The organism is Lactobacillus kefiranofaciens, assembly GCF_900103655.1.
GTDB lineage: Bacteria > Bacillota > Bacilli > Lactobacillales > Lactobacillaceae > Lactobacillus > Lactobacillus kefiranofaciens.
On the sequence record NZ_FMXC01000067.1, the window covers coordinates 1 to 4,644 of the forward strand.

Annotated in this window: 4 protein-coding genes and 1 pseudogene; 2 read left to right on the forward strand and 3 right to left on the reverse strand. The window is 34.6% G+C overall.

Going from position 1 to position 4,644, the window contains the following annotated elements:
* Positions 1 to 328: 328 nt before the first annotated feature.
* A complete protein-coding gene (locus tag BLP58_RS11505) occupies positions 329 to 697 on the reverse strand; it encodes an alpha/beta hydrolase (RefSeq protein ID WP_013854734.1) in 369 nt (122 codons plus the stop codon).
* Between the two features lie 157 nt (positions 698 to 854).
* A pseudogene (locus BLP58_RS11510) lies at positions 855 to 1,374 on the reverse strand (GNAT family N-acetyltransferase).
* Positions 1,375 to 1,538: 164 nt separating this feature from the next.
* Here BLP58_RS11510 and BLP58_RS11515 point away from each other — a divergent pair.
* Positions 1,539 to 2,879, forward strand: a complete 1,341-nt coding sequence (locus BLP58_RS11515; RefSeq protein WP_013854735.1) for a dihydrolipoyl dehydrogenase family protein — start codon at positions 1,539 to 1,541, stop codon at positions 2,877 to 2,879.
* Between the two features lie 106 nt (positions 2,880 to 2,985).
* Here the strand turns inward: BLP58_RS11515 and BLP58_RS11520 are convergent, their stop codons facing one another.
* Entirely contained in the window at positions 2,986 to 4,203 is a 1,218-nt protein-coding gene (locus BLP58_RS11520; protein ID WP_013854736.1) for an extracellular solute-binding protein, read from the reverse strand.
* 248 nt (positions 4,204 to 4,451) lie between these two features.
* On the opposite strand from BLP58_RS11520, the gene BLP58_RS11525 reads away from it, so the two are divergent.
* Positions 4,452 to 4,644, forward strand: a 193-nt coding sequence (locus BLP58_RS11525; protein WP_176752305.1) for a transposase, incomplete at its 3' end; no start/stop codon positions are given.

Sequence of the window (4,644 nt, forward strand, 5' to 3'; positions counted from 1 at the left end):
CTGGTTAATGCGGATATTAACGGAGCCTTGCAGATAATCAGAAAAGTATTCCCTAAATTTTCATTAGATGAAGGGATAGCGGATGCAGTGTTGCATCCAGTCAAATGGTCGCCTCTCATTTGAGCGTCCACTTGACAAACGAAAATAGCTTGGCGGCTGGCTTTAGCTGGGTTGACGCTGTTGTAAAGTTGTCCTTATAGCTTCGGTTATCATCATAGATAAACGGAGTGTTTTAAAAAGGTTAACGGCAGATATTGGCTAAAAAAAGTTGCATTCTTAGGAAAATAGGGTCATTTGAAGCAAAATGACTGTATTGACCTAATATTTTCTAACATTGTCCATTATATTGTGAGTTAGTCAGCTTATTGTCTGAAAAGTTAACCTCAACTAATGGATTCTTAGCATTCTTCTTAATCTTGCCAATCAACCTGGCATGGCCCTTCTTATTTACATTAACTCTGACAATTGTATTAGTAGCTCCTGCTCTTTTTATTGCTTGAGCCATCGTATCTTCTGCGTGCCAGCTGCTTCCCCAACCATGAAAGAAGAAAGTTGGAACAGTTTTTGAACTAACTTTCACTGGTTGAATCTCTTGAACCGCATTTTCATCATGATTTTGCTTGATCTTAATTCCGGCAACGATTGCGATGATAATAATTAAAATTAAGCTAATAATACCTATCCCCTTTTTCTTCATAAAAATCCCTTCTTGGTGTTTTTTTAAATGTTGTCTTAATTATATGAACTTCAACTAGTTATGTGAAATACTTATTATCATGGTCAAGCTATAGGTAAAAGTTATATATTATTATTTTGATTAAAAAAGAACCCAGCTAAGCTGAGTTCTATAAATATTATAAATTCAATTCATATGCAACACGGTAAGGATCAATTGGATCATCATTTTTAATGTTTCCTCGTTTGACAAAGCCAGCATCTTTAACCAAGTGTTGTACGATCTCATTTCTTCTGAAAGTATCAACACGATAGTTTCTAACTCCCTCGGCATAATGTAAAGAGATCAAACTGGAGAGTAAATAACTTGCTAGATGCATCCCCCGATACTCATTGCTGATGGCAACACGGTGGATAGCAACATAAGGATCAAGATCGTTTTTCCATAAACCATCAATTTGATGATAATTGGGATCAGGACCAGAAGCAACAGCAGTATAACCAGCAATTTTTTTGGTCAACGATCAATACCCAGGCAGCATCTTGATCAATATCTGCATTAATTGCATCAGCATCGGGATAACCACTCTGCCATTGTGGATTGCCATCTTCTTTTAAAAACTTTTTGGCTTCGTCAATAATTGGCATAATTTGGTCAAGGTCATTTTTAGCGGCTTTGCAAATGTAAATTAGTGACATAGTGTTTCTCCTTTTTGAATAAATATTATCAGAATACTTGAATAGTTTCTATTTTAAGGATCTGATGTTTAAGCTTATTTAAAAGGTTTTAAGCAGATAATTTTACTTCTTTTCGGTTAAGTATTATCTTAATTATAGTAAGTAAATGGAAGAAGGATTTAGAAATGAAAAAGTTCGACATTATTCTTATTGGTGCAGGTCCAGCTGCAATCAATTTTAGTATAGCCACTCAAGGTTCAGACAAAAAGATTTTAGCAATTGATGGCGATAAATTTGGTGGTACCTGCCCTAACTATGGTTGTGAACCCAAGATTTTTCTTGAAGGTGCAGTCAGAAATGCTTTATCTAGTCAATTGTTGCAAAACCGCGGTATTGCTCAAGCAAGTACGATTGATTGGAACAGCTTAATGAAGACTAAGAAAGCTACTTGGAAGAATATGCCTGCTGCTCAAGAAATGGGCTTTAAGAATCTAGGTATTGATACCTTGCATGGCTACGCTAAGTTTGTTGATAATCATACTGTTAAAGTAAATGGTGAACAATATCAAGCTGATAAGATCGTGATTGCCACTGGTCAAAAGCCAAGAAAGTTGAACTTCCCAGGCTCTGAATATACGCACAATAGTAATGATGTTTTAGATTTGGATAATCTCCCTGAAAGAACAGTTTTCATTGGTGCCGGTATTGTTTCAATGGAAATGGCTACTTTGCTCGCAGCTGCTGGCAGTAAAGTAAGCATCGTTGAATTCTTAAGTCGCCCAATGATGGCATTTAGTGAAAAGCATGTCATGAATACCGTCGAAGACATGAAGAAACGTGGAATTGATTTTTACTTCAATCAAGGTGTAAGTGAAATTAAGAAAAACGATGATCAATATGAAGTCACTACTTCAGCTGGAACTAAGCTAACTGCTGACTATGTAGTTGATGCTAGCGGCCGAATTGCTAATGTTGATAAACTTGGCCTGGAAAATACTGATGTGCAGCTTTCTAAGCGCGGCAGCATTATTGTTGATGACTATCTTGAAACTAATGCTAAAGGAGTTTATGCTGCTGGGGATGTCATTGAAAAGAAACAGCCTGCACTAGTTCCAACTGCACACTTTGAGGCAACATACTTAGGCGATCAGCTTGTTAATGACAAACATGATCCAATTCATTATCCAATCATTGGGGCATCTGCTTTCACTTTCCCACAAGTAGCTCAAGTTGGTGTCAGTGTTGATGAAGCTAGAGATAATGATGAATATACCGTTGTAGATATGGATCATATGTTTAATACAGATATGGAATATGCTGGTAAAAATGATCAAAGCGCTAAATTAAGCTTGGTTTACAACAAGCAAAATCAATTAGTTGGTGCAGCTGAAAGTAGTCAAAATGCCATTGATGACTTGAATGGTATCATCCCACTGATCGGTTTAAAGATTACCAAGGAACAATTAAACAATAGTTATCAATTAATCTTCCCTGCTGTAAACTTTAAGACTGAGTTTATGGGGTAAAGAAAATTGTTGTTAATTCAAGTATCATTAGTAAATACGTTCTTAGTCAAAAAAGATTGGATTCAATTATGGATCCAATCTTTTTTGATAAAATAATCTTATTCAATTACATCTTTTTTTCTATCATTTTTTGTAATCGTGTTAATTTAGCCATAAATTCATCTGATTTTACTTTACCATCGAACACGCCACTAGTTAGTGGAGAAGCATTATCCCAAAATGTTGACATTTGAGGCATTTTAGGCATAATCACAGATCTATCTGGCTTAGACATTATATCTAACGCTTTGGCTTCATCACTGTCAGTAATTTTTCTGTTTTTTAAAGCCTCTTTATTAATAGGAATTTCTCCAGAATTCTTCCAGACAGTAGTTTGAGATTCTTTATTTGACAAGTAATCAGCTAGTAATTGATCTTCTTTTTGATGTTTAGATGCTGAATTGATAGCTAAGCACTGAATTCCCAAAAATACCTGCATTGGAACCCGTTTTCCACCCACTTTTGTATTTGGCATAGGTGCTACTCCAAGATTCTTACCTAAAACTTTACGTAAGTTTTGGTAATCCCAAGGTCCATCGACAATAGCAGAAGCACTAGTATTTTTCATAACATGTACAAAATTCTTAGTTTGCATTACTCCTTTATTTTTACCCTGTTTTTGAATCCATTCTAATGCATTTACCCCTTTTTGGCTTGCAAATGAAGAGCCTTTAAGTTCTTGCCCATTATTTCCAAATAGTTTTGTTCCGGCTGAAAAGAAAATTGGCCATGAATAGTATGAATTAGTAAAATCCATACCTACTACTCCATGTTTAGTTAATGTTTTCCATTGTTTCAAATCAGATTGATTTAACTTTTTCTTATTATAGTAAATCGCTGCAGCTTGTAACCCAAATGGATACCCCCATTCTTTTCCTTTCCAATTAACTGCTTGATAACCAACTGGTGTATCTTTACTTTTAATATTATTAACTTCTTTAGGACTAAGTGGATTTATATATCCTTCATCTGCAAGTTGTCCTAATTGGTCATGTGGGACTTGAAATACATCTGCAGCTTTTGATGGATCTTTTCCTACATCTCGCATTGAACCTGCTGAACCATCTGGACTCATAGCAACTTTAACCTTAATTTTAGGATACTTTTTTTCAAATCCTTTTACCATATTCTTATAAAATTGAACTCTGTTGCTGTCAACCCATAATGTAATTGTCTGATTTGTAGAATTATTACTTCTCGTTTTTTGATTATTACCACAGGCACTTAAACTAAAAAGTGTAACTAATGTTGTGCCACACAAACAAATTTTCTTCCATAACTTCATAATTATACCTCCAAATAAAAATCTAATTTACACTTACTACAAATGCTTCATAAGGTTTTAATATTATTTTTTTAGTTTATTTCTAGGATTATAATTACTTATCAAAATGGTCTTTACTGAGACCGTAAAATAGTTTGTGTAAGGATGAATTATTCCTTAATTTAATTTCCTAAAACATTAGAAAAAGGAGTTCCTTTCTCGTATGATTGGTTTGAACAAAAAACACATACAGAAAGAAGAACTCCTTCATGAATGATTTTACCAAAAATATAACTCAAGCTCTATTCAATCAAGATAAAATTAATGATTTGCTTCGTCATGAAATCCAACAAGCTGTTAATGACTTGTTAGAAGCTGAACTGACTGCCTTTTTAGGCTATGATCCTGATGCTAGAAATGGCTGGAATACTGGTAATGCTAGAAATGGTGCGTATTTCCGTA